General features: G+C 71.7%; 21 protein-coding genes. 4 read left to right on the top strand and 17 right to left on the bottom strand.

Annotation, left to right across the window (positions count from 1 at the left end; translation table 11 throughout):
* Nucleotides 1–28 precede the first annotated feature (28 nt).
* The 4 genes from KUM32_RS31670 to KUM32_RS31655 all read right to left on the bottom strand — a co-directional run bounded on the left by KUM32_RS31670 (nucleotide 29) and on the right by KUM32_RS31655 (nucleotide 3,775).
* A complete protein-coding gene (locus KUM32_RS31670; RefSeq protein WP_217145397.1) occupies nucleotides 29–856 on the bottom strand; it encodes a MetQ/NlpA family ABC transporter substrate-binding protein in 828 nt (275 codons plus the stop codon).
* 67 nt (nucleotides 857–923) lie between these two features.
* Nucleotides 924–1,661, bottom strand: a complete 738-nt coding sequence (locus tag KUM32_RS31665; RefSeq protein ID WP_217145396.1) for a methionine ABC transporter permease — start codon at nucleotides 1,659–1,661, stop codon at nucleotides 924–926.
* Complete coding sequence (locus tag KUM32_RS31660) at nucleotides 1,658–2,704, bottom strand: methionine ABC transporter ATP-binding protein (RefSeq protein ID WP_217145395.1); 1,047 nt, start codon at nucleotides 2,702–2,704, stop codon at nucleotides 1,658–1,660. Before KUM32_RS31660 ends, KUM32_RS31665 begins: the two co-directional genes overlap by 4 nt.
* 420 nt (nucleotides 2,705–3,124) lie before the next feature.
* Nucleotides 3,125–3,775, bottom strand: a complete 651-nt coding sequence (locus tag KUM32_RS31655) for an HAD family hydrolase (RefSeq protein WP_217145394.1) — start codon at nucleotides 3,773–3,775, stop codon at nucleotides 3,125–3,127.
* An 82-nt stretch (nucleotides 3,776–3,857) separates the two neighbouring features.
* Here KUM32_RS31655 and KUM32_RS31650 point away from each other — a divergent pair, with 82 nt between their 5' ends.
* Complete coding sequence (locus KUM32_RS31650; protein ID WP_217145393.1) at nucleotides 3,858–4,217, top strand: hypothetical protein; 360 nt, start codon at nucleotides 3,858–3,860, stop codon at nucleotides 4,215–4,217.
* A 1-nt stretch (nucleotide 4,218) separates the two neighbouring features.
* Nucleotides 4,219–4,635 (top strand): hypothetical protein, encoded by a 417-nt coding sequence (locus KUM32_RS31645; protein WP_217145392.1) that lies wholly within the window; start codon nucleotides 4,219–4,221, stop codon nucleotides 4,633–4,635.
* Between the two features lie 21 nt (nucleotides 4,636–4,656).
* Here the strand turns inward: KUM32_RS31645 and KUM32_RS31640 are convergent, their stop codons facing one another.
* From KUM32_RS31640 to KUM32_RS31630, 3 genes are all read right to left on the bottom strand, one after another.
* A complete protein-coding gene (locus KUM32_RS31640) occupies nucleotides 4,657–5,154 on the bottom strand; it encodes a GNAT family N-acetyltransferase (protein WP_217145415.1) in 498 nt (165 codons plus the stop codon).
* Between the two features lie 58 nt (nucleotides 5,155–5,212).
* Nucleotides 5,213–5,707 (bottom strand): sigma-70 family RNA polymerase sigma factor, encoded by a 495-nt coding sequence (locus KUM32_RS31635; protein WP_217145391.1) that lies wholly within the window; start codon nucleotides 5,705–5,707, stop codon nucleotides 5,213–5,215.
* Nucleotides 5,708–5,781: 74 nt separating this feature from the next.
* Nucleotides 5,782–6,954: a glycerophosphodiester phosphodiesterase gene (locus KUM32_RS31630; RefSeq protein WP_217145390.1), complete on the bottom strand. Its 1,173-nt coding sequence runs from the start codon at nucleotides 6,952–6,954 to the stop codon at nucleotides 5,782–5,784.
* Nucleotides 6,955–7,461: 507 nt separating this feature from the next.
* Here KUM32_RS31630 and KUM32_RS31625 point away from each other — a divergent pair.
* Complete coding sequence (locus tag KUM32_RS31625; protein WP_217145389.1) at nucleotides 7,462–8,133, top strand: 1-acyl-sn-glycerol-3-phosphate acyltransferase; 672 nt, start codon at nucleotides 7,462–7,464, stop codon at nucleotides 8,131–8,133.
* Nucleotides 8,134–8,303: 170 nt separating this feature from the next.
* Here KUM32_RS31625 and KUM32_RS31620 read toward each other — a convergent pair whose 3' ends face one another.
* From KUM32_RS31620 to argH, 4 genes are all read right to left on the bottom strand, one after another.
* The gene (locus tag KUM32_RS31620; RefSeq protein ID WP_217145388.1) at nucleotides 8,304–9,836 is read right to left on the bottom strand and encodes an MFS transporter; all 1,533 of its coding nucleotides are present in this window, start codon (nucleotides 9,834–9,836) and stop codon (nucleotides 8,304–8,306) included.
* A gap of 3 nt (nucleotides 9,837–9,839) precedes the next feature.
* Nucleotides 9,840–10,385 carry a TetR/AcrR family transcriptional regulator gene (locus KUM32_RS31615; protein WP_217145387.1) on the bottom strand — a complete coding sequence of 182 codons (546 nt, stop codon included), beginning with the start codon at nucleotides 10,383–10,385 and terminating at the stop codon, nucleotides 9,840–9,842.
* Nucleotides 10,386–10,472: 87 nt separating this feature from the next.
* Nucleotides 10,473–11,444, bottom strand: coding sequence for an aldo/keto reductase (locus KUM32_RS31610; protein ID WP_217145386.1), 972 nt, complete (start codon nucleotides 11,442–11,444; stop codon nucleotides 10,473–10,475).
* A gap of 148 nt (nucleotides 11,445–11,592) precedes the next feature.
* Nucleotides 11,593–13,026 carry an argininosuccinate lyase gene (gene argH, locus KUM32_RS31605; protein WP_217145385.1) on the bottom strand — a complete coding sequence of 478 codons (1,434 nt, stop codon included), beginning with the start codon at nucleotides 13,024–13,026 and terminating at the stop codon, nucleotides 11,593–11,595.
* A 173-nt stretch (nucleotides 13,027–13,199) separates the two neighbouring features.
* Between argH and KUM32_RS31600 the strand changes: the two genes are divergently transcribed.
* Nucleotides 13,200–13,907, top strand: coding sequence for a L,D-transpeptidase (locus tag KUM32_RS31600; protein ID WP_217145384.1), 708 nt, complete (start codon nucleotides 13,200–13,202; stop codon nucleotides 13,905–13,907).
* A gap of 165 nt (nucleotides 13,908–14,072) precedes the next feature.
* Here the strand turns inward: KUM32_RS31600 and KUM32_RS31595 are convergent, their stop codons facing one another.
* The 6 genes from KUM32_RS31595 to KUM32_RS31570 form a co-directional block, all read right to left on the bottom strand.
* Nucleotides 14,073–14,612 (bottom strand): arginine repressor, encoded by a 540-nt coding sequence (locus tag KUM32_RS31595; protein ID WP_217145383.1) that lies wholly within the window; start codon nucleotides 14,610–14,612, stop codon nucleotides 14,073–14,075.
* A gap of 7 nt (nucleotides 14,613–14,619) precedes the next feature.
* Entirely contained in the window at nucleotides 14,620–15,816 is a 1,197-nt protein-coding gene (locus tag KUM32_RS31590; protein ID WP_217145382.1) for an acetylornithine transaminase, read from the bottom strand.
* On the bottom strand, nucleotides 15,813–16,730 hold the full coding sequence (argB, locus tag KUM32_RS31585; protein ID WP_217145381.1) for an acetylglutamate kinase: 918 nt from the start codon (nucleotides 16,728–16,730) through the stop codon (nucleotides 15,813–15,815). Before argB ends, KUM32_RS31590 begins: the two co-directional genes overlap by 4 nt.
* Nucleotides 16,727–17,878, bottom strand: a complete 1,152-nt coding sequence (argJ, locus tag KUM32_RS31580; RefSeq protein WP_217145380.1) for a bifunctional glutamate N-acetyltransferase/amino-acid acetyltransferase ArgJ — start codon at nucleotides 17,876–17,878, stop codon at nucleotides 16,727–16,729. Before argJ ends, argB begins: the two co-directional genes overlap by 4 nt.
* Nucleotides 17,875–18,903 (bottom strand): N-acetyl-gamma-glutamyl-phosphate reductase, encoded by a 1,029-nt coding sequence (gene argC, locus KUM32_RS31575; protein WP_217145379.1) that lies wholly within the window; start codon nucleotides 18,901–18,903, stop codon nucleotides 17,875–17,877. Before argC ends, argJ begins: the two co-directional genes overlap by 4 nt.
* Before the next feature lie 259 nt (nucleotides 18,904–19,162).
* Entirely contained in the window at nucleotides 19,163–21,637 is a 2,475-nt protein-coding gene (locus KUM32_RS31570; protein ID WP_217145378.1) for an alpha-L-arabinofuranosidase C-terminal domain-containing protein, read from the bottom strand.
* Nucleotides 21,638–21,707: the final 70 nt, after the last annotated feature.

The following is a 21,707-nucleotide window of genomic DNA, read 5'->3' as shown; positions in this document are numbered from 1 at the left end:
GACCCCGTGTGGTGCGGGCGGTGTGCGATCAGAAGGAGGGCAGCACCGCGCCGGCGTACTTGTCCTCGATGAACTTCTTCACCTCGGGGGAGTTGAGGAGCTTCGCGAGCTTCTTCACGCGCGGGTCGTCCTGCTGTCCCTCCTTGACGGCGAGGAGGTTGCTGTTCGGGTTGCCCTTGGCGCTCTCCAGGACGAGGGCGTCCTCGGCCGGCTTGAGGTCGGCCTCGATGGCGTAGTTGCCGTTGACGACGGCCGCGTCGACGTCGTCCAGGGAGCGCGGGGTCTGGGCCGCCTCCAGCTCCTTGAACTTGAGGTCCTTCGGGTTCTTGGTGATGTCCGAGGGGGTCGCCGAGGTGCCCACGCCGTCCTTGAGGGTGATGATCCCGTGGGCCGCGAGGAGCTGCAGGGCGCGGCCCTCGTTGACGGTGTCGTTCGGGACGGCGACGGTCGCACCGTTCTTCAGTTCCCCGGCCTTGTCGACCTTGTGGGAGTAGAGGCCGAGGGGCTCCAGGTGCACGTCGACGACGGACACGACGTGGGTGCCGTTCTTCTTGTTGAAGTCGTCGAGGTACGGCTGGGTCTGGAAGTAGTTGGCCCCTACGGAACCGTCCTCCGTCGCCGTGTTCGGCGTGACGTAGTCGGTGAACTCCTTGACCTGGAGGTCGAGGCCCGCGTCCTTGGCCAGGTTGTCCTTGACGTAGTTGAGGATCTCGGCGTGCGGGGTGGGGCTCGCGGCGACGATCAGCGGGCCGGAGGTGTCGGAGGCGGAGTCCTTGTCCGAGCCGCAGGCGGAGAGTCCCAGGGTGAGGGCTCCGACGGCGAGGACGGCGGTGGTGATCTTGGCAGTGTTACGCACGAAAAGTGCCTTTCCTGAGGTGGTGCGACCCCGTCTCGGGACGGGGAGTCCGGGGGCGAGTGGCGGGCTACGCGGCCTTGCTCACGTCGGCCGCCGCCGGCTCCTTGGCCTTGAGCAGCCGGAGCCTGGGGGCGGCGCCACCGCGTCCGCCGCGGCGGTGCAGGGTGCGGGCCGAGTAGTCGCCGGCGAACTGGATGACCGAGATGACGACGGCGAGGATCGCGACGGTGATCCACATCAGGCCGGTCTCGAAGCGCTGGTAGCCGTAGCGGACGGCGAGGTCGCCGAGGCCGCCGCCGCCGACGGTGCCGGCCATGGCCGAGTAGCCGATGAGGGCGATGATCGTGGTGGTCGTGCTGGCGATCAGCGACGGAAGCGCCTCGGGGACCAGGACCTTGCGGACGATGGTCCAGGTGTTGCCGCCCATGGACTGGACGGCCTCCACGAGCCCTCCGTCGACCTCGCGGACGGCGGTCTCCACCAGACGCGCGAAGAAGGGGATGCCGCCGATGGCGAGCGGCACGATCGCCGCCTCGCTGCCGATGGTCGTACCGGTGACCCACCGGGTGAAGCTCATCAGCGCGACCATGAGGATGATGAACGGCATCGACCGGCCGATGTTCACGATCTGGCCGATGACCTTGTTGACCAGGACGTTCTGCAGCAGGCCGCCGTTGTCGGTGAGGACGAGGAGAACGCCGAGCGGGAGCCCGGCCGCCACGGCGATCAGGGTGGACCAGCCGACCATGATCAGCGTCTCCCAGGACGCCTGCTCCAGCAGGGGCTGCATCTCGGACCAGGTCACTTGGCACCTTCCTTCACCAGCGGGGACGACTGCGCCGGCGTCTCGTCCACCACGTCGATCTGCAGACCCTGCTCGCGCAGGAAGCCGACGGGCACCACGTTGTCCTCGTAGCGTCCGGGCAGCTCGATGCGCATCCGGCCGACCTGGAGGCCGCCGACGGTGTCGATGGCGGCGCCGAGGATCGATATGTCGATGTTGTAGGTGCGGGCGAGCTGGGAGATCACGGGCTGGGTGGCGGCCTCCCCGTGGAAGGTGACGTCCAGCACCGTGCGGTCCTCGCCGGACGGCTCGCCGCCGACCGGGAAGAGCTGGGCGGCCAGTTCGGAGCCCGGGGTGGCGAGCAGTTCGCCGACCGTGCCGGACTCGACGACGCGGCCCTTGTCCATGAGGGCGGCCGAGTCGCAGATGCTCTTGACGACGTCCATCTCGTGGGTGATGAGCAGGACGGTGAGTCCGAGCTGCCGGTTCAGGTCGCGCAGCAGCTGGAGGATGGAGCGGGTGGTCTCCGGGTCGAGGGCGCTGGTGGCCTCGTCGGAGAGCAGGACCTTGGGGTCGCCGGCCAGGGCACGGGCGATGCCGACGCGCTGCTTCTGCCCGCCGGAGAGCTGGGCGGGGTAGGCCTTGGCCTTGTCGGCGAGGCCGACGAGGTCGAGCAGCTCCAGCGCCTTGCGGGAACGTTCCTTCCCGGACGTGCCGAGGATCTCCAGCGGAAGTTCGACGTTGTCCTGCACGGTCCGCGAGGACAGCAGGTTGAAGTGCTGGAACACCATGCCGATACGGCTGCGCGCCCGCCGCAGTTCCCGGCCCGCGCGAGGGCCGCGGCCGGCCAGCGCGGTCAGGTCCTGGCCGGCCACGGTGACCGTGCCGGAGGTGGGGCGCTCCAGGAGGTTGACGCAGCGGATGAGGGAGGACTTGCCGGCGCCGGACTGGCCGATGACGCCGTACACCTCGCCCTCGCGGACGTGCAGGTCGACGCCGTCGAGGGCGGTGACCTCGCGGCCTCGTGAGCGATAGACCTTCGTGAGGCCCGATGTGGTGATCACGTGGGTTTCCGTCACTGTCGAGTGCGCGGCGCGGCTGTGGGCGCCGGGCACGGGGGCGTTGTTCTTCGGGGTTCTCGGGGGACCTTCGGAACGCGGCACGGTTCTCACGGTGGCGTGGACCCGGGGGGACCGGGGGGAGAAACGTGTGCGCGGGGCGTGGCTCAGCCGCGTGCGCGGGGCGCGGTGGCGGACATGAGCGGGCGCTCGCTTCGGGGCGCGAGGCTCAGATGGTGCAGGGGCCCTCTAGAAGGCGCACATTCGACACATACAACGAGCACCGGGCGTCATCGTCGCCTCGGTCGCCGGGGTGCGGTCGCTCGTCGTGCTCATGCGATCAGTAAAGCAGACGTATGGTCCTGACCGGACACCGCAGTCCGGATGCTGGACAGCGGTGGACGGCGGCGTGCCGCGGGGCGGGGGTCAGCCCCGCACGGAGATCTCGATTCCTCCGTCGGTGACCAGCGCGGTCAGGGCCGACAGGTCGGTGACCACGAGGTCGGCGTCGAGTTCGCCGGGCGCGTGGGTTGTGGCCAACGCCACGGTGGTCATGCCGGCGGCGCGGCCGGCCTGGAGACCGGCGGGGGCGTCCTCGAAGACGACGCAGGCGGCCGGGTCGACGCCCAGACAGCGGGCGCCGAGCAGGTAGGGCTCGGGGTCGGGCTTGCCGTGCGTGATGTCGTCGGCGGCGACGAGTGTCTTGGGCCGGATGCCGACGGCGTCGAGCCGGGCCTCGGCCAGCCGCCGCGTGGCGGAGGTGACGACGGCCCAGCGGTCGGCGGGGAGGGCGTCGAGGAAGTCCCTGGTGCCGGGCAGCAGGTGCACGCCCCCGCCCGGCACGTCCTCGACCTCCAGCTGCTCGATCCGCGCGACGGCCTCCGGCACGACGTGCGCGGGCAGCAGGTCGGCGGCTATCTCCGCGGCCGGCCGGCCGTGCAGCTCGACCCGTCCGAACTCCTCCGCCGTGATCCCGTACTCCCCGGCCCAGCGCGTCCAGCAGCGGCGCACGGACGCGAGGGAGGACAGGAGGGTGCCGTCGTTGTCGAACAGGAGGGCCTGTGCGTGGATCTTCATACCGCGACCCTACGGCGCACCCGTCCCGTGCCGGACGGGGCCGGGCGCGGCGAGGCTTTTGGGGCGTAATAGGGTCGCTGGCATGCTTGACGTCCTGACGTTGGTGACCGGCGTCGCCGCGCTCCTGCTCGCCGCCTGGTGCGGCTGGGCGGCCTACCGTGACCAGCCGACGAAGGACTGGCACTTCATCGGCATGGCCGTGGTCTCGCTGCTGGCGCTGGTCCAGCTGGTGGTCGGGATCGTGCAACTGGCGCGGGGCGAGGAGCCCGAGCAGGGCACGACGATCTTCGTGGCCTATCTGCTGGGTGCCTTCGCCTGTGTCCCGGCGGCGGGGTTCATGTCGCTGGCCGAGCGCACCCGCTGGGGTTCGGTGACGGTCGCCGCCGGCGGTGTCGTCCTCGCCGTCCTGGAGGTGCGGCTGTATGACATCTGGGGAGGCTGAGATGGCGGCCACGGAGGAGAGGTCCGCTCGGAAGCGGCTGATCGGCGGGCCGGGCATCCTGCTGGTGTGGCTGTACGGGGTGATGGTCGTCGGTGCCGTCTCTCGGTCCGCTTACCAGGTCGCGACCGAGTTCGACCGCGCGCCGCTCGCCTACACGCTGTCCGCCGTCGCGGGTGTCGTCTACGGCTTCATCACCTACACCCTGGTGCGCGGCGGCGAGACGGCCCGCAAGGCGGCGCTGGTGTGCTGCGCCGCCGAGCTCGTGGGTGTCCTGACGGTCGGCACCTGGACGCTGGTGGAGCCGTCGGCCTTCCCCGACGCGACCGTGTGGTCGGACTACGGGATGGGCTACCTCTTCATTCCCGTGCTGCTGCCGCTGTCGGCGCTGTTCTGGCTGCGCCGGGCCCGCACCGCTTAGGGGCGCCGGCCCGGCGGCTCGTCAGGCCGTGGTCGCGTACGCCCCGGCCGGCTTCTCCAGGACGATCATGGGTACGCCGTCCGCTCCCTGTGCGGTCCCCACCGTCTCGTAGCCGACCCGCCGGTACAGCCGCAGGTTGCTCTCGCTGCGGTACCCGGTGTGCAGGCGGAAGCGCTTGGCGCCGCGCTCCCCGGCGAGGGCCGACTCGGCGGCGCGCAGCAGGCGGGCGCCGATGCCGTGTCCCTGGAGCCGGGGGTGGACGCACAGTTTGCCGATGGCCGCGGCGCCGTCCTCGGTCACCCGGCCGCGCACCGAGCCGACGACCTCGTCGCCGAGCCGTGCCACGAAGACGCAGTCGGCGGTGACCTCCTCGCGCACGGAGTCGAGGGGCTGGACGAGCGGGTCGATGCGGTAGTTGCCGTACAGCGCCGCCTCGCTCTGGAAGCAGAGGTACTGCAGCCGGAAGATCTGCTCGGCATCCTGCTCGGTCGCCGCCGAGATGGTCACGCTCATGCCCATGTGCGCATGCCTCCCGCTCACCTGATCACCTGTGGGTCCCCCACTCCTATCCCCGTCCTCAGCGAGCCGCAACCTCCGGTGTCAGCAATCGCCGCAGACATCCCAGACATCGGGAACGTTCCGGCCCAAGACTGCCCTGTGAGATACCCAACTCCCCCGCGATCTCCCGGTATGTGAGGTCCTTCGGCGACAGCAGGGCCTCCAGCAGCCGGGGGCAGCGGCCGGGCAGCCGGCGCACGGCGTCGCGCAGGGCGCGGTGCCGGGCCGCGGTGAGCGCGAGGTGCTCGGGCTCGTGCTCGGCGGCGCCGGCGGGCTCGGTCCCGTACGGCTGCTCGGCACGAGCCGTACGGCGGGTGCGGCGGGCCTCGGTGCGGACGGCGCTGCGCAGCCAGCGGTGCGGGTCGCGGGGCGGGTCGTCGGCCCGCAGGCGTTCCAGGAGGCGCAGCCAGACCGCCTGTTCCAGGTCGCCGGGCTCGGCTCCGGTCGCGTACGCCTCGGCCGACGCCTCGGCACGGAGCAGGGGGCGCAGGAAGGTGACCAGATCGGGCGTCATGTGCAAGGCGACGCGGCCGTCCGGGCGGCGGGTTGCCCGGACGGCCGAACGTCACCCCGACCGGGGACGGTCGCTCAGTCGTTGACGAAGTCCTCGCGGGCCAGCAGGCCGGTGTCCGGGTGGTCGGTGAAGACGCCGTCGATGCCGGTGGCGAAGTAGGCCCTGAACGCCCCGAAGACGTCCCCGTAGGCGTCGCGGTCACTGCCCTTGCGGAAGTCCGCGGGCAGGAAGGGGTTCTCGTTGCGCATGGTGTACGGGTGCAGGATCAGACCCGCGCGGTGGGCGTCGCGGACCAGCGTGGTCGGCTCGGTGAGCCGGCCGGCGGAGTCCCGGGGGATGATCAGGTCCAGCGTCGGGCCGATGCCCTGGGCGTAGGAGGCGATCTCCTTGAGCCCCTTCGGCGTGATGAGGTCGGCCGTCGTGCGCGGGTCGCCGGTCTCGACGAAGTCCCAGGGACGGCTGCTCGCGCCGGACAGCAGGACGGCGAGGGGGTTGCCGACGAGCTTGTTCATCCGCTGGATGCTGGTGGGCTCGAAGGACTGGATGATGACGGGCGAGTTCTTCCGGTCCTTGCCGTACTTGCGCAGCAGCCGCGCCAGGCGCTCCTCCGTGCCCAGGCCCAGCTTGCGGAAGTAGGTGGGGTGCTTGAGCTCGGGGTAGATCCAGACCTGCCTGCCGCGCCTGCGGGTCTGCTCGTTCTGCCAGCGGAGCACCTCTTCGAAGGTGGGGATCTCCCAGCGGCCGTCGTAGAGGGTGTTGTGCGGGCGGTTGGCCGGGATGCGTTCGGTCGCGCGGAGCGTCTTGAGCTCGGCGAGCGTGAAGTCCTCGGTGAACCAGCCGGTGGTGGAGACGCCGTCGAGCAGCTTGGTGCGCCTGCGGTCGGCGAACTCGGGGTGGTCGGCGACGTCCGTGGTGCCGCCGATCTCGGGCTCGTGCCGGCAGACGAGGTGACCGTCCCTGGTGGGGACCAGGTCCCCGGCCTCGACGATGTCGGCGCCCATGTCGAGGGCCAGTTCGTAGGCGCCGAGCGTGTGCTCGGGCCGGTAGCCGCTGGCGCCGCGGTGGGCGATGACGGTCGGGACGGGCAGGCTCCTGAAGCCGCCGTGCCCGCCGCCGTGCCGGGCGTCGGCGGCTCTCGCCGTCCCGGACAGGCCGAGTACGGCCCCGCCCGCGCCGAGCACCGCCGCTCCGAGGAGCGCCCGCCGTCCGGTGCCGCCCGCCTGCTCGTCCGACTCCTGCGTTCCCATCAGGGCCTCCTGCTGTTGACCGTTGGTGCGCGCCGATCGTAGGGGCGCGTACATGACGAAAGGGAGACCTCGGCCGGAACACGCGGGTGCGGGGAGATGGCGCATGGGCGTGGAGGTGCGGGTGGGGCGGGATGTCTGACGTTCCGTCGGCTTGGGGACGGCCGGGCGGGGTACGCGGTCCGGTGTCCGCGGTCGCCGTGGCGGTGCCCGGCGGGACTCGCGGCCACGGAGAAGGGGCAGACGGCGCGCCTCGCACGGTCCGCGCGTCGCGTGTGCTTCGATCCGGGCCGTGTCCTCGCCTCCGGACCGACGACGCCGGTCCCCGTGGACGCGACCTGCCTCACATCCGTGTGGGGGCGTTACCACCGCGCAACACCGCCGCGCCGCAGGTGAACGCACGTCAATACCGCGTAAGGCCCGGACGACCGACGTGCGTGACCCCCTGGGCCGCGAGTAATGTCCTCACCTGCACAGACTCATACCGCATCCCCGACGCCGGAGGACCCGTTGTCCCGCTTCGCGCTCATCAAGGCAGTGCTCGGCCCGATCATGCGCCTGATGTTCCGCCCACGGGTGGAGGGCGTGGAGCACATCCCCGGTGACGGGCCGGTGATCCTGGCCGGCAACCACCTCACCTTCATCGACTCGATGATCCTGCCGCTGGTCTGCGACCGGCAGGTCTTCTTCATCGGCAAGGACGAGTACGTCACCGGCAAGGGCTTCAAGGGCCGGCTGATGGCCTGGTTCTTCACCGGCGTCGGCATGATCCCGGTCGACCGCGACGGCGGCCGGGGCGGGGTCGCGGCGCTGATGACCGGCCGCCGGGTGCTGGACGAGGGCAGGGTCTTCGGCATCTACCCGGAGGGCACCCGCTCCCCCGACGGCCGCCTCTACCGGGGTCGCACCGGTATCGCCCGTCTCACGCTGATGACCGGCGCCCCCGTCGTCCCGTTCGCCATGATCGGCACCGACAAGCTCCAGCCGGGCGGCGCGGGCCTGCCCCGGCCGGGCAGGGTCACCGTCCGCTTCGGCGAGGCGATGGAGTTCTCCCGCTACGAGGGCATGGACCGCGACCGTTACGTCCTGCGGGCCGTGACCGACTCCGTGATGACCGAGGTCATGCGGCTGTCCGGCCAGGAGTACGTGGACATGTACGCGAGCAAGGCCAAGGCGGCGTGACGCCGCGCGCACACGGACGGCGGGCCGCCTCTCGGGCGGCCCGCCGTCCGTGTGCGCGCCGGGTGCCGGGCGTCCCGGCCGGGGGCTCACCTCCGCCTCCGGGCACCGGCCGCGCGGGCGGGTGACGCCGTGGACCGGTGACGTCCCTGGGCCGGAACCCCGGCAGCGCGCTACGGGTGCTCCACCCCGTCCTCCAGGCGCTGGCCCCGCAGCAGGAACCAGGAGGCCGCGGCAGCCGCCAGCAGGACGGCCGCGCCGACAGCCGCCGCGAGGCCCAGGCCGTCGACGAAGGCCTGGCGGGCGGCGTCCAGCAGGGCCTCGGCGGTGGGGGCCGGGAGGCCGGCGGCGGCGTGCACCGCACCGCCCAGTGACTCGTGTGCCGCGGCGGGGGTGCCCTCGGGACCGGTGAAGTCCCGGTAGACACCGGTCACGATCGAGCCGAGCACCGCGATGCCGAGGGCGGCGCCGAGTTCGTACGCGGTCTCGGAGACCGCCGAGGCGGCGCCCGCCTGCTCCTTGGGCACGCTGGAGAGGATCACGTCCGCGGTGACCGTGAACGCGAACCCGGCGCCGACACCGACGACCAGCAGGACCGCGCCGATCAGCGGGTAGGCGGTGTGCTGGCCGACGACGGTCAGCGCGGCGAGCGCGAGACCGACGGCGGCGAGTCCGCCGGAGACCACCGCGCGGACCGAGAAGCGCCGGGCCGCGCGGCCCGCGATCAGGCCCGCCACGACCGCACCGACCGCGGCGGGCAGTTCTGCCAGACCCGCTTCGAACGGTCGCCTGCCCTGGACGAGTTGCAGGTACTGGGAGAGGAAGAACACCAGCCCGGACAGGCCCAGGATGGTCAGCAGGTCGGCCAGCACGGCGCCGCTGAAGCCACGGCTGCGGAACAGCCGCATGTCCAGCAGCGGGGTCGGCATGGTCAGCTGACGGCGCACGAAGGCGCAGAGCGCGGCGGCGCCCAGCAGGCCCGCGGCGAGGGTGGCCCACGCGAACCCGTGCGCGGCGGTCTCCTTGACGGCGTACACGAGGCCGAACATGCCGACCAGGGAGAGGACGACGCTGGGCAGGTCCCACGGGCCCGGGTTCGGATTGCTGGACTCGGGCAGCAGCTTGGCGCCGACGACGACCAGGACGGCCATCACGGGCAGGTTGATCAGGAAGACGGAGCCCCACCAGAAGTGCTCCAGCAGGAATCCGCCGACGACCGGGCCGACGGCGGCGCCGGCCGAGGCCGCGGCGCCCCAGATGCCGACGGCGAGGCTGCGTTCGCGCGGGTCGTGGAAGAGGTTGCGGATCAGGGCGAGGGTGGCCGGCATCAGGGTGGCGCCCGCGACACCGAGCAGAGCCCGGGCGACGATCATCATCTCGGGCGTGGAGGCGTAGGCGTTGAGGACGGAGATCGCGCCGAACGCCGTGGCGCCGATCAGCAGCAGGCGCTTGCGGCCGATGCGGTCGCCGAGGCTGCCCATGGAGACGAGCAGACCGGCGATGACGAAGGAGTAGACGTCACCGATCCAGAGCAACTGGGTGCCGGAGGGCGCGAGGTCCTCACTGATGTACGGGGTGGCGAGACCGAGGACGGTCGCGTCGACGGCCACCAGCAGTACGGCCAGCACGAGAACGGACAGCGCCAGCCAGCGGCCGGGGCGCTTCACCGCCTCGGCCGACTGCGCCGACTGCAGGGTGCGGGTCATGTTTCACTCTCTCCGAAGTGCGCCGCCGAGCAGGAGCTCGACGATCATGCGGGTGAAGTCGTTGCGGGCCACACGGCCCTCGGCCACCGCCCAGGCGCCGGAGGCCAGCAGGCCGTAGAGCGCCTCGGTCAGCCAGGCCGGGGTGAGGTCGATGCGGAACTCGCCGCTCTCCTGGCCCCGGCGGAACAGCGCGGTGAGCCGGGCGTCGAGGTGGGCCCAGCCCTCGTTCATCTGCTCGCCCTCGAACAGCTGGTTCTCGGTGTGCAGGAAGGCGAGCAGGCCGGCGGCGGGTTCGATCTCGCGGACCAGCCGGCGCAGCGCATCGGCCGCCGGCCCGTCGTCCGGACGGGCGGCGTCCAGGGCCGCCTCGCACTCGGCGATGCCGAGCGATTCCAGGGCCCGGACGAGGGCGTCACGCCCGGCGAAGTGCCGGTGCAGCGTGGCCCTGCTGATCCCGGCCGCCCTGGCGACGTCGTCCATGGTCGCGGTCGCCCTGCGGGTCAGCAGGGCCGCGGCACTGCGCAGTACCTGGTCACGATCTACAGCCATGAGACAACCATACCCCATATGAGACATTGACGTCTCACATTGGGCATGCGTGACTCACCTCTCGCGGTCGGACACGGTCTTCCGGGCTCAGTGCCAGGGCAGCCGCGCGCGCCGCGCCCAGTAGGCGTCCGGTTCTTCGACGAGCGTGCCGAGGAGCGCCACCTGGTCGTCGTCGAGGTCGACGACGGCGGCGTGCAGGTTGGAGCCGAGCTGGTTCACGGTCGCGGCACCGGAGAGGACGACGCCGGCCCAGGGCTGCCGCAGGACCAGTGCGAGGGCGACCGCGTCGCAGCCCAGGGCGGTCTCCTCCGCCACGGCCTTCAGGGCGCCGGGCGCGTGGGGTTCCGCGAGACGGCCGTTGGCCATGCCCTCCTTGACGATCACGGTGAGCCCGGCCTGGTGCGCCTCGGCCAGCGCGGGGCCCGCGGAGGTCTCCAGCGCGTTGTACGTCGACTGGACGGTACGGAAGAGGGGCTCGCCGTCGACGGTCACGGCGAGGGCGGCGCGGATGGTGTCGGCCTGGGCGGGGCCGCTGGTGGAGAAGCCCACGGTGACGCCCCGCGCGGTGGCCTCGGCCAGCTTCGCGTGGAGCGCCTTGTCGGTGAGGGCCGGGCTGTCCGGGGTCAGCGAGTGGATCTGGTAGAGGTCGAGCCGGTCGCCGAGCAGCTCCTCGGTCTCGGCGCGCTGGCGCTCGTACGTCGCGACACCGTGGTCCTTGACCTCGTGCCGCTCGGCTTCGGTCGACCAGTCGGCGGTGTAGGTGTAGCCCCACTTGCTGCCGACGACCACGTCGTCGATGTCGGGGCGCTCCCGCAGCCAGCCGGCGAGGAACTCCTCCGAGCGCCCGTAGGAGCGCGCCGCGTCGACGTACCGGACGCCCTGCGCGTAGGCGGCGTCGAGGAGGTCGTGGGTGCGCTCGCGCATCGCCTCGACGCTGCGGTCCTCTCCGAGGTCGCGCTCTCTGCCAAGGTTGATGTAGCCGGGGCGGCCGACGGCGGCGAGACCCAGGCCGATGTGGCAGGTGGGGGTCGTCGCGGCGGCGAGACGGGCGAAGGGCATCGGGGGCTCCGTTCGGTCGGCTCCGGTACGGCTTCGACCAACGTAACCCCTGACGGCCTTCGCCTCGGCGCCCGGTCGTCCGGTGCGTCGCCGGCGCGGGGTCGCACGGCTTGCCGCGACTTGCCGCGCCCCTTGCGGGGCGCCGCGCTCAGGCCCGCTTCTTCGCCCCGGCCCACTCGTGCTGGGCCGCCACGTCCGCCTTGACCTCGGCGAGCTGGACGGCGACAGCGCTGGGCGCCGTACCGCCGCGGCCGTCGCGGGAGGCGAGGGCGCCGGGGACGTCGAGCACCGAGCGGACCTCGGGGGTCAGGTGCGTGGAGATCTTCGCGAACTGCTCGTCCGTCAGCTCGTCCAGTTCCTTGCCCTCGGCCTCGGCGACCTTCACGCACTCACCGGCCACCTCGTGCGCGACGCGGAAGGGCACGCCCTGCCTGACCAGCCACTCGGCGATGTCGGTGGCGAGCGAGAACCCGGCCGGGGCCAGCTCCTCCATCCGCTCGCGGTGCACGGTGAGGGTGGCCATCATGCCGGTGAAGGCCGGGAGCAGGATCTCCAGCTGGTCGATGGAGTCGAAGACCGGCTCCTTGTCCTCCTGGAGGTCGCGGTTGTACGCGAGCGGGAGGGCCTTGAGGGTGGCCATCAGGCCGGTGAGGTTGCCGATGAGACGGCCGGACTTGCCGCGGGCCAGCTCGGCGATGTCCGGGTTCTTCTTCTGCGGCATGATCGACGAGCCGGTGGAGAAGGCGTCGTGCAGGGTCACGAAGGAGAACTCCTTCGTGTTCCAGATGATGACCTCCTCGGCGATCCGGGAGACGTTGACGCCGATCATCGCGGTGATGAAGGCGAACTCGGCGGCGAAGTCGCGGGAGGCGGTGCCGTCGATGGAGTTGCCGGCGCTGCCATGCTCGAAGCCGAGGTCCTTGGCGACCGCCTCAGGGTCGAGGCCGAGGGAGGAACCGGCCAGGGCCCCGGAGCCGTACGGCGACACGGCCGTGCGCTCGTCCCACTGGCGCAGCCGCTCGGCGTCCCGGCCCAGCGCCTGGACGTGCGCGAGGACGTGGTGGGCGAAGAGCACCGGCTGGGCGTGCTGGAGATGGGTGCGGCCGGGCATCGCCACGTCCGGGTGGGCCTCGGCGAGGCCGATCAGCGCGTCCTGGAGGTCGGCGATCAGGCCGCCGACGGTGCGGGCGTGGTCGCGCAGGTACATGCGGAAGAGGGTGGCGACCTGGTCGTTGCGGGACCGGCCGGCGCGGAGCTTGCCGCCGAGGTCCGGGCCGAGCCGCTCCAGCAGGCCTCGCTCCAGGGTGGTGTGGACGTCCTCGTCGGCGACGGTGCCCACGAAGGAGCCGTCGGCGACGTCCGCCTCCAGCCGGTCGAGCCCGGCGGTCATCCGGCTCAGCTCGTCCTCGGTGAGCAGGCCGGCCTGGTGCAGCACGCGCGCGTGGGCACGCGAACCGGCGATGTCGTAGGGCGCGAGCCGCCAGTCGAAGTGGACGGACGCGGACAGCTTCGCCAGGGCCTCGGCGGGACCGTCGGCGAAACGGCCGCCCCAGAGCCGTACGTCACCGCTGTTGCTGCTCACTCGTGTCGCTCCTCACCGTGCAGTCACTGGCCTGCATGAGTATGCAGAACTCTGCATGATTCGTCAATCCTGCGGGCCGGACGGACGTACGGGGCCCCCTCACGGCGGCGGCCACGGGCCCGGACGGCCCTCCCGGGCTGCCGTCGCCGCCGCCCCCGCCTACCGTCCGAACCATGCGTCCCGGTGTCGTCGCCGCCCTCGTCTCCGCATCCCTCCTCGTGCCCGGTGCCGCGCCCGCCGACGGGCCCGCTCCCCGGCCGCTGCCCGCCCTGATGGCGGACACCGGCGGCGGCACCCAGCTGATCACCGCGGTCGCCCCGGTGACCGGCTCGACGACGGGCCGGGTCACCTGGTGGGACCTCCGGGACGGCACATGGGTGCGGGCCGGTTCCGCGGCCGCCCGCTTCGGGGCCGGCGGACTGGCCGACGGCGCGACCCGCCGGCAGGGCACGGACACCACCCCCACCGGGCTCTACGACCTGCCCTACGCCTTCGGCACCGAGGCGGCACCGCGCGGGACGGCGTACCGGTACCGCCCGGTGCGCCAGGACTCCTGGTGGTGCCAGGACAACGCCTCCCGCTCCTACAACCGCTGGACCGAGCCGCGCCCCGCCGACTGCCGCGCGGCCGAGGCCGAGCACCTGATCACCTTTCCGGTGCAGTACGCGCACGCCCTGGTCGTCGGCTTCAACTACCACCGCCCGGTGCGCGGGCGCGGTGCGGGGATCTTCCTGCACGTCAACGGGCGCGGTGCCACGGCCGGTTGCGTGTCGGTGTCGGCCCGGGCGATGCGGCGCATCCTGCGGTGGGCCGACCCGGACGCCGCGCCGCACATCGCGATCGGCACCTCCGGCGGGGCGACGGCCGTCACGCGCTACTGAACGGAGGCGGGAGTACCGGCACGGGATCCGCCACGCTCGCGGCGGGGCGGGCGTGTGGCGTCCTTCTGATCGTGCGGGGCCACGCCGCGCCGGCCGGCGGGGGGCTCGGCCACGACCGGCCGCGGACCACCCGCGCCCTGGTGACGGCCGAAGCCCGCGCGGCGGTCAGTGCTCGTTCTGGGCCAGTCGCAGCAAGTGGTCCGCCAGCGCCTGGCCGCCCGTGGGTCCGCGGCTGATCAGCAGCACCGTGTCGTCGCCGGCGATGGTCCCCAGGATGTCGTGCAGCTCCGCCTGGTCGATGGCCGAGGCGAGGAACTGCGCCGCCCCCGGAGGGGTCCGCAGGACCACGAGGTTCGCGGACGCCTCCGCGGAGATCAGCAGCTCCGCGGACAGGCGCCGCATCCGCTCCTCCTTGGCCGACTCACCGAGCGGGGCCCGCGGGGTGCGGAAGCCGCCCTCGCTGGGCACCGCGTAGATGAGGTCGCCGTCGGTGTTGCGGATCTTCACCGCGTTCAGCTCGTCCAGATCCCGGGAGAGCGTCGCCTGGGTGACGGTCAGCCCGTCGTCGGCGAGCAGCTTCGCCAGCTGGCTCTGGGAGCGCACGGCCTGCCGGTTGAGGATGTCCACGATCCGGCGGTGGCGTGCGGTGCGGGTCTGCGGCAGGGCAGGCCCCGCCGTCTGCTCGTGCTCCTGCGCCTGGCTCATCGTCGTCTCATTCTCCGGATCGTCCGTCCCCGTGGGCCTGGTCAAGGATGCCGGGCAGCGCCCCGAGGAACGCCTCCACCACGTCGTCGCCGAGATTCAGCGCGGGCATCAGCCGTACGACATCGGGTGCGGGCGCGTTCACCAGGATTCCGGCGTCCTGAGCCGCCTGCTGCACCTTGGGCGCGAGCGGCTCGGTGAGCACGATACCCAGGAGGAGGCCGGCACCCCGGACGTGGGCGGCCAAGGGGTGGCCCAGCGCCTCGACGCCGCCGCGGATCTTCTCGCTCTGCCGCTTCACGTTCTCCAGCAGTCCGTCGTCCGCGATGGTGTCGAGGACGGCGAGTCCGGCGGCGCAGGCGACCGGGTTGCCGCCGAAGGTCGTGCCGTGCTGGCCGGGCCGGAGGAGTTCGGCGGCGCGTCCGAAGGCGACCGTCGCGCCGAGCGGCAGTCCGCCGCCGAGGCCCTTGGCGAGGGTCACGACGTCCGGCAGGACGCCCTCGTGGGCCTGGTACTCGAACCAGTGCCCGGTCCGGCCGACGCCGGTCTGCACCTCGTCCAGCACCAGCAGGGCACCGGTGGCGGCGGTGATGGCCCGGGCGGCCTTCAGGTAGCCGGGGGGCGGCACGACGACGCCGTTCTCGCCCTGGATCGGCTCGATGACGACGAGGGCGGTCTCCTCGGTGACCGCGGCGGCCAGTGCCTGCGGGTCGCCGTACGGCACGTGCGTGACGTCGCCGGGCAGGGGCAGGAACGGCTCCCGCTTGCCGGGCTGCCCGGTGAGCGCCAGGGCGCCCATGGTGCGGCCGTGGAAGCCGCCCTCGGTGGCGACCATGTGCGGTCGCCCGGTCAGCCGGCCGATCTTGAAGGCGCCCTCGTTGGCCTCGGCGCCGGAGTTGCAGAAGTAGACCTTGCCGTCGCGGCCGAAGTGCTGGAGCAGCCGTTCGGCGAGGGCGACGGGTGGTTCGGAGACGAAGAGGTTGGAGACGTGGCCGAGGGAGGCGATCTGCCGGCTCACCGCCTCGACCACCGCCGGATGGGCGTGGCCGAGCGCGTTGACCGCGATGCCGCCGACGAAGTCGAGGTACTCCTTGCCGTCGGCGTCCCAGAGCCGGGTGCCCTCACCCCGCACCAGGGGCAGGCGCGGCGTGCCGTAGTTGTTCATGAGCGCGCCCTGCCACCGCTCGGTCAGCTCTTCGTTGCTCACGGCTCCCCCTGTTCGTCCGGCACGACCATCGTGCCGATGCCCTCGTCGGTGAAGATCTCCAGCAGGATCGAGTGCTGGACCCGGCCGTCGATGACGCGGGCGGTGGTGACACCGTTGCGCACGGCGTGCAGGCAGCCCTCCATCTTCGGCACCATGCCCGAGGACAGCTCGGGCAGCAGCTTCTCCAGCTGGGACGCGGTGAGGCGGCTGATCACCTCGTCGGAGTCCGGCCAGTCCTCGTAGAGGCCCTCGACGTCGGTGAGGACCATGAGAGTCTCGGCGCCGAGCGCCGCAGCGAGTGCCGCAGCCGCCGTATCAGCATTGACGTTGTAGACATGGTGATCGTCCTGGGAACGGGCGACCGACGAGACGACCGGGATGCGGCCGTCGGCGAGCAGCGCCTCGATGGCGCCGGTGTCGATCTCGGTGATCTCACCGACCCGTCCGATGTCGACGAGTTCGCCGTCGATCTCGGGCTGGTGCCTGGTGGCGGTGATGGTGTGCGCGTCCTCGCCGGTGAGTCCGACGGCGAGCGGTCCGTGCCGGTTGAGCAGCCCGACCAGCTCCCGCTGGACCTGGCCGGCCAGCACCATCCTTACGACGTCCATGGCGTCCTCGGTGGTGACGCGCAGGCCGGCCCTGAACTCGCTGACGATGCCGGCCTTGTCGAGCGCCCGGCTGATCTGCGGGCCGCCGCCGTGCACGACGACGGGCTTCAGGCCGGCGTGGCGCAGGAAGACGACGTCCTGGGCGAAGGCGGCCTTGAGGTCCTCGTTCACCATGGCGTTGCCGCCGAACTTGATGACGACCGTCTTGCCGTGGTGCCGGGTCAGCCAGGGCAGTGCCTCGATGAGGATCTCGGCCTTGGGGAGCGCGGTGTGTTTCCGGGTGGGTCCGTTGCTTCCGTTGCTCATGAGGAGTAGGCGCTGTTCTCGTGGACGTAGTCGGCGGTGAGGTCGTTGGTCCAGATGGTGGCGGTGGCGTCACCGGCGGCGAGGTCGGCGACGATGTGGACCTCGCGGTAGCGCATGTCGACCAGCTCGCGGTCCTCGCCGACGCCGCCGTTCTTGCAGACCCAGACGCCGTTGATGGCGACGCCCAGCCGGTCCGGCTCGAAGGCGGCGGACGTGGTGCCGATGGCGGACAGGACGCGGCCCCAGTTGGGGTCCTCGCCGTGGACGGCGCACTTGAGGAGGTTGTTGCGGGCGATGGTGCGGCCCACCTGGACGGCGTCCTCCTCGCTCGCGGCGTTCACGACCTCGACCTTGATGTCCTTGCTGGCGCCCTCGGCGTCCCGGATGAGCTGCTGGCCGAGGTCGTCGCAGACGGTCCGTACGGCCTCGGCGAACGCGGCGTACTCCGGGGTGATGCCCGAAGCGCCGGAGGCCAGCAGGAGCACCGTGTCGTTGGTGGACATGCAGCCGTCGGAGTCGACCCGGTCGAAGGTGACCCGGGTGGCGGCGCGCAGCGCGCGGTCGAGCGCCCCGGCGTCCAGGTCGGCGTCGGTCGTGAGGACGACGAGCATGGTGGCGAGGCCGGGGGCGAGCATGCCGGCGCCCTTGGCCATCCCGCCGACGGTCCAGCCGTCCCGGGTGACGACGGACGTCTTGTGCACGGTGTCGGTGGTCTTGATGGCGATGGCGGCCTTCTCGCCGCCGTGCTCGGAGAGCTGACCGGCGGCCGTCTCGACGCCCGGGAGCAGCTTGTCCATGGGCAGGAGGACGCCGATGAGTCCCGTCGAGCAGACGGCGACCTCGCCCGCGCCCGTCCCGAGCACCTCGGCGGCCTTCTCCGCGGTGGCGTGCGTGTCCTGGAAGCCCTGGGGGCCGGTACAGGCGTTGGCCCCGCCGGAGTTCAGCACGACGGCGGTCAGCTGCCCGCTCTTCAGCACCTGCTCGGACCACAGGACGGGCGCGGCCTTGACGCGGTTGGAGGTGAAGACGCCCGCGGCCGCGCGTCGGGGACCGGTGTTGACCACGAGGGCCAGGTCGGGGTTGCCGTTCTCCTTGATCCCGGCGGCGATGCCCGCCGCGGTGAATCCCTTCGCTGCCGTCACGCTCACGGCGCAACTCCGATCGTCGTCAGTCCGGTGGTCTCGTCGAGACCCAGGGCGATGTTCATGCTCTGGACGGCACCGCCCGCGGTGCCCTTGGCCAGGTTGTCGATGGCGCTGATGGCGATGATGCGGCGCGCGGCGGCGTCGTACGCGACCTGCACCTGAACGGCGTTGGAACCGTGGACGGACGCGGTCGCGGGCCACTGGCCCTCGGGCAGGAGGTGGACGAAGGGCTCGTCGGCGAAGGCCTTCTCGTAGGCGGTGCGGACCGATTCCGCGGTGACGCCGGGGCGGGCCTTGGCGCTGCACGTGGCGAGGATGCCGCGGGGCATCGGTGCGAGGGTCGGCGTGAAGGAGACGGTGACCGGCTCGCCGGCGACCGCGCCGAGGTTCTGGATCATCTCGGGGGTGTGCCGGTGGCCGCCGCCGACGCCGTACGGCGACATGGAGCCCATGACCTCGCTGCCCAGCAGGTGCGGCTTGGCCGCCTTGCCCGCGCCGGAGGTGCCGGAGGCGGCGACGATCACGGCCTCGGGCTCGGCGAGGCTCGCGGCGTAGGCGGGGAAGAGCGCCAGTGACACGGCGGTCGGGTAGCAACCGGGTACCGCGATGCGCTTGGACCCCTCCAGCGCGGCGCGGGCACCCGGCAGTTCCGGGAGGCCGTAGGGCCAGGTGCCGGCGTGCGGGGAGCCGTAGAAGGCCTCCCAGTCGGCGGCGTCCTCGAGCCGGAAGTCGGCGCCCATGTCCACGACGAGCACGTCCGGCCCGAGCCGCTCGGCCACGGCGGCGGACTGCCCGTGCGGCAGCGCGAGGAAGACGACGTCGTGTCCGGCGAGCGTCTCGGGCGTGGTCGGTTCCAGCACCCGGCCGGCCAGCGGCAGCAGATGCGGCTGGAGCGCGCCGAGCCGCTGTCCGGCGTTGGAGTTGCCGGTCAGGGCGCCGATCTCGACCCCGGGGTGCGTCAGGAGCAGACGCAGCAGCTCACCGCCCGCGTACCCACTCGCTCCGGCCACCGCCGCACGTACCGCCATGGAAAACCCTCCTCCTGGTTGGCATGACTATACGTTTCGCTGCACGTTTATGCAATCCAGTGTGCCGAGGGTCCCGTCCGGCGGTTCGGTCGGCGTTCCGGTCCGGGGTGGCGGCCGGGTGCGCTCGTCGGCCACGGGCCGGCGGGTCCGGACGAGTGACCGTCCGGTGGAGCCCCGCCGGGCCGCGTCGGGAACCATGCGGGGCCCGGGACGGCCGCGTCTGCCGGTGAGTCGGCCGTCCCGGGCCCGCTGCCGCGGGTTACCGCTGGTTGATCCGCAGGAACGTCACCGAGTTCGCCGGGAAGGTGTAGGTGAACTTGCTCGCCACCCCGGAGAAGGTCGACGTCACCGGGGTCACCGGTGTGTCCGTCTCGGTGTTGACCGCGTCCTGGTCGGCGGCCAGCGTGGTGACGCGGGCCTTGGAGGCGACCTTGGCGCGGCCGAGGTCGACGGCCGTGCGGGCCGCCGTGTTCTGGGCGTTGACGACCTTGACGATCAGTTCACCGGTGCGCGCGTCCTCGGTGACGATCTGACGGAACGGCTCGGCCGGCTTGTCGTCGGTGAAGCTGCCCCACTCCTTGCCGTCGAGGTAGAGGGTCACCTGCCGGCCCCGCACCTTGATGTCGATGTCGTAGGCACGGCCCGTCTCGATCGACCCGGCCTTCGACAGGAGCGTGGACTTGCCGCCGTCCGAGGCCTGTTCGACGGCGGACTGGGTGTTGTTCCAGCCGCCCAGGTTCCACCAGTAGTAGTTGCCGGTGTCCTTGACACCGAAGGCGACCAGGAAGCCCTCCTTGCCGGACTTCTTGGTGGCCTTCACATGCAGGTCGTAGTCCTTCCACGCCGGGTCACCGGCCGTGACCAGGGTGTTCTCGGCGGCGGCGTCCGTCTGGACGTACTCGCCGTCGCGCACGCTCCAGCTGCCGGCACCCGAGTGCTTCCACTTCGAGGCGTCACCGGAGAAGTCGTCGCTGAGCAGCGTCGCCCCCTGCGCCGACGTCACCTTCACGTCGTCGTACGCCGCGCTCGTCGCCCAGGTCGACAGGCCGACGGCACCGGTGATGGGCCCGCTGACGTGCGGCGTGCCGGTCGCCTTCGAGGGCACGACGCGGTCACCGACGTTGTTCATGAACAGCTTCTGGACCTCGTAGTTGGCCGAGTTCCAGGACGCGTGGTTGTTGAACCAGATCAGGTCCGGCTTCCACTGCACGTAGTCCTCGTTGGCGAGCAGCGGGGCGTAGGAGGCGAGCTTGACGACGTCCGCGTTGCGCTCCAGGCCGGTCATGAACGCCGCCTCGGACAGCGCGTTCTTCCAGGCGTTGCCCTGGGAGGCGTACTCGCCGAGGAAGACCTTCGGGCCCTTCCTGTCGTACGAGTCGTAGCGGTCGTTGTTCTGGAGGAACCACTGCGGGCTGTTGTAGTAGTGCTCGTCGACCATGTCGACGCCGGCCTCGCGGTTGAGCCGCCATGCGGTGTCGAAGGTGGTCCCGGAGTCGTCCGGGCCGGAGTTGGAGACGACGGTGACGTCCGGGTACTTCGCCTCGATGGCGGCGCGGAACGCCTTGAAGCGCTCGAAGAACTCGACCGGGAGGTTCTCCTCGTTGCCGACCTCCAGGTGGGTGAGGTGGAAGGGCTTGGGGTGGCCCATCTGCGCGCGCTTCTTGCCCCACGTCGAGGTGACCGGTCCGTTGGCGAACTCGATGAGGTCCAGGGTGTCCTGGATGTGCCGCTTCAGCAGCGCGTCGTCGACGACGGCCTTGTTCTGGCCGCAGCCGGTCACCAGGGCGGGCACGACGGGCAGGGGCATGGCGCCGATGTCCTCGGCGAAGCGGAAGTACTCGTAGTAGCCGAGGCCGTAACTCTGGTTGTAACCCCAGAAGTTGGTGTTGGTGGCGCGCTGCTCGACCGGGCCGATGGTGTCCTTCCACTGGTAGGACCGCTTGCGCTGCCAGCCGGAGGCCTCGCTGTAGTCCTCCATGGAGCCGGTGTTGACCAGGCAGCCGCCGGGGAAGCGCAGGAAGCCGGGTTCGAGGGCCTCGATCTTCTCGGCGAGGTCCTTGCGCAGGCCGCCGGGCTGCCCCTTGTAGGTGTCGCGGGGGAAGAGCGACACCATGTCGAGGGCGGCCGGCGCGGTCGTGGCCACGGCGAGGCGGCCGTGGCTGCTGGTGCGGGTGGCGGTGAACGTGGCGGTGTACTTGCGCCACTGCCCCTTCGCGGCCACCTGGCGGACCTTCGCGAGGGTGCCCGCGGCATCCCGGAGGGTGATGGTGAGGGTGGTGCCGTTCTCGGCGCGGGCCCACACCGAGAAGTCGTACCTCTTGCCCTTCTCCACCCGGATGCCGGTGTTGTAGCCGGCGTTGGTGACCGAGGAACCGGCCCCCAGGGAGAGGTAGTTGCGGTTGCGCTCGGCCAGCCGGCCGTCGTCGTTCACCACCTTGGCCGCGCCGTCGGCCGTCCACGAGGTGAGCGGCGTGTACGAGGCGTTGTCGGCGGTGGAGTACTCGAAGGACCGGTTCTGCACGAGCTCGGCGTACAGACCACCGTCGGCGGCCCGGTTGATGTCCTCGTAGAAGACGCCGTACATCGTGTCGTCGATCGCGGCGCCCCTGGTGGACGGGTCGACGGTGATCGCGTAGTCGGTGACGGCCTCCGCGTGCGCCGGCGACGGCAGCAGGGCCGAGGCCGACAGGAGGGCGGTGACGCTGAGACCGAGTCTCCAGCGGGTGCGTGACATGGATACTCCGCGGCTCTCACTAGTCGTTCGAAATATCGGACGTTGGTCAGCACTTCGAACGGCAACATAG

This window comes from Streptomyces sp. AC627_RSS907, assembly GCF_019049165.1.
The sequence above is the reverse complement of the archived record's forward strand: the minus strand, read 5'-3'. Positions and strand labels throughout refer to the sequence as shown.